The organism is Arthrobacter agilis (assembly GCF_002953615.1).
Lineage (GTDB): Bacteria > Actinomycetota > Actinomycetes > Actinomycetales > Micrococcaceae > Arthrobacter_D > Arthrobacter_D agilis_B.
Genome location: NZ_CP024915.1, coordinates 1,704,571 through 1,707,110, shown reverse-complemented (window position 1 = coordinate 1,707,110; position 2,540 = coordinate 1,704,571). Strand labels below are relative to the sequence as shown.

Annotated in this window: 1 protein-coding gene and 1 pseudogene; both read left to right on the top strand. The window is 69.1% G+C overall.

Translation table 11 applies throughout. The annotated features are described in order from the left end of the window. Positions 1-140: 140 nt before the first annotated feature. Positions 141-2,057, top strand: coding sequence for a translational GTPase TypA (gene typA / locus CVO76_RS08175; RefSeq protein WP_208741611.1), 1,917 nt, complete (start codon positions 141-143; stop codon positions 2,055-2,057). A gap of 13 nt (positions 2,058-2,070) precedes the next feature. Next, a pseudogene (locus CVO76_RS08170) lies at positions 2,071-2,540 on the top strand (hypothetical protein); the annotation flags it as partial.

The following is a 2,540-nucleotide window of genomic DNA, read 5'->3' as shown; positions in this document are numbered from 1 at the left end:
TGTGCGCCCACAGCGAATCCGGACGCCGATTGACAGGGCGCATTAGGTCTGTTTTTACCTCTCGCCTAGACTGGTAGGAGGGCGCGCACTGCAGCCGCCGTCACTTTCCCCGCAGTTGATACTGAATTGAGTCCTTACGCATGTCTGAAACCACAGGCAACACCGCTGTCCGCAGCGATCTCCGCAACGTAGCCATCGTGGCCCACGTTGACCACGGAAAAACCACCCTGGTCGATGCCATGCTGAAGCAGACCAACTCGTTCGCTGCGCACGGCGACGTCGCCGACCGCGTCATGGACTCGGGTGACCTCGAGCGCGAGAAGGGCATCACCATCCTCGCCAAGAACACCACGGTGTTCTACGACGGTCCGTCCGCCAAGGGCGAGACGATCACCATCAATGTCATCGACACCCCCGGCCACGCCGACTTCGGGGGTGAGGTCGAGCGCGGCCTGTCCATGGTCGACGGCGTCGTCCTCCTCGTCGACGCGTCCGAGGGCCCGTTGCCCCAGACCCGCTTCGTCCTCCGCAAGGCCCTCGCGGCCAAGCTCCCCGTGGTGCTGCTGGTCAACAAGACCGACCGCCCCGACTCCCGCATCGAGGAGGTCGTCAGCGAGTCCATGGACCTGCTCCTCGGCCTCGCCTCCGACCTCGCGGACGAGGTCCCCGACCTCGACCTCGACGCGATCCTCAACGTTCCCGTCGTCTACGCCGCCGCCCGCGCCGGTGCCGCCTCGCTCGAGCAGCCGGCGGACGGGACCGTGCCGTCGAACGACAACCTGGAGCCCCTGTTCCAGACGATCATCGAGCACATCCCCGCACCCCGCTACAACCCCGAGGGTGTCCTGCAGGCACACGTGACCAACCTGGATGCCTCGCCGTTCCTCGGCCGCCTCGCCCTGCTGCGCATCTTCAACGGAACGCTGCGCAAGGGCCAGACCGTCGCCTGGGCCCGCCAGAACGGCGAGCTGAAGTCCGTCAAGATCACCGAGCTCCTCGCCACCAAGGCGCTGGACCGTGTTCCCACCGACTCCGCCGGACCCGGCGAGATCGTCGCCGTCGCCGGCATCGAGGGCATCACCATCGGCGAGACCCTGACCGACGTCGACAACCCGCAGCCGCTGCCGCTCATCACGGTCGACGATCCCGCGATCTCCGTGACCATCGGTATCAACACCTCGCCGCTCGCCGGCAAGGTCAAGGGCGCCAAGGTCACGGCCCGCCAGGTCAAGGACCGCCTCGACAAGGAGCTCATCGGCAACGTGTCGCTCCGCGTGCTGCCCACCGCGCGCCCCGACGCGTGGGAGGTCCAGGGCCGCGGCGAGCTCGCGCTGGCCATCCTCGTGGAGCAGATGCGCCGCGAGGGCTTCGAACTCACGGTCGGCAAGCCCCAGGTGGTCACCAGGACCATCGACGGCAAGATCCACGAGCCGATGGAGCACATGACCATCGACGTCCCCGAGGAGTACCTCGGCGGCGTCACCCAGCTCATGGCCGCCCGTAAGGGCCGGATGACCAACATGGCCAACCACGGCACCGGCTGGGTCCGCATGGAGTTCATCGTCCCGGCGCGAGGCCTGATCGGCTTCCGCACCCGCTTCCTGACCGACACCCGCGGTGCCGGCATCGCGGCGTCGATCTCCGAGGGCTACGAGCCGTGGGCCGGTGACATCGAGTACCGCACCAACGGTTCGATGATCGCCGACCGCGCCGGCGTCGTGACCCCGTTCGCGATGATCAACCTGCAGGAGCGCGGCTCCTTCTTCGTGCAGCCCACCTCCGAGGTGTACGAGGGCATGATCGTCGGCGAGAACTCACGCGCCGATGACATGGAGGTCAACATCACGAAGGAGAAGAAGCTCACCAACATGCGTGCGGCCTCCTCCGACACCTTCGAGAACCTGACCCCGCCCCGCAACCTCACGCTCGAGGAGTCCCTCGAGTTCGCCCGCGAGGACGAGTGCGTCGAGGTCACGCCGGAGTCCATCCGTATCCGCAAGGTCATCCTCGACGCCAACGAGCGCATGCGCGCCTCGCGTTCACGCGCCCGCGCCTAGCTCCACCAGCACCATGGCACACGACGACGCCGGCGCCTCCCCAGCGGGGGAGGGCCGGCGTTCGGCGTTCCCGGGGACGGGGGACTCCGGCCCGATCTCGCGGGCGGACCCGTCCGTGCCGGACGCATCGGCCGCCGGACGGTACGGGAGCGACGACGATCGACGGGCGGCTGCGGCAGCGGCCGCGGCTCCTGGCGCCCGGCCCGGGTCGTCGGGCCCCGCGACGTCCGCTCCGGGCCGCCTCGTGGCCGTGGTGGGGGCTGCCGTCGCCGGGATCACGGCAGCGGTGTTCGGGACGCTGCTGCACGCGCACGTGCTCTTCGTCGCCGGTACGGCGCTGCCCGTGGGCGCGGTGGCCGCACTGGCGCTCGCCGGCAGCCTGTTCCTGCTGAGCGGGCTCTGGGCGCGGAGCGTCGCGATGACGGCGGTGGCAGGAGTGGTCGCCTACGGCGTGGTCGCCCTGCTGTCCACGTCGTCGAAGAC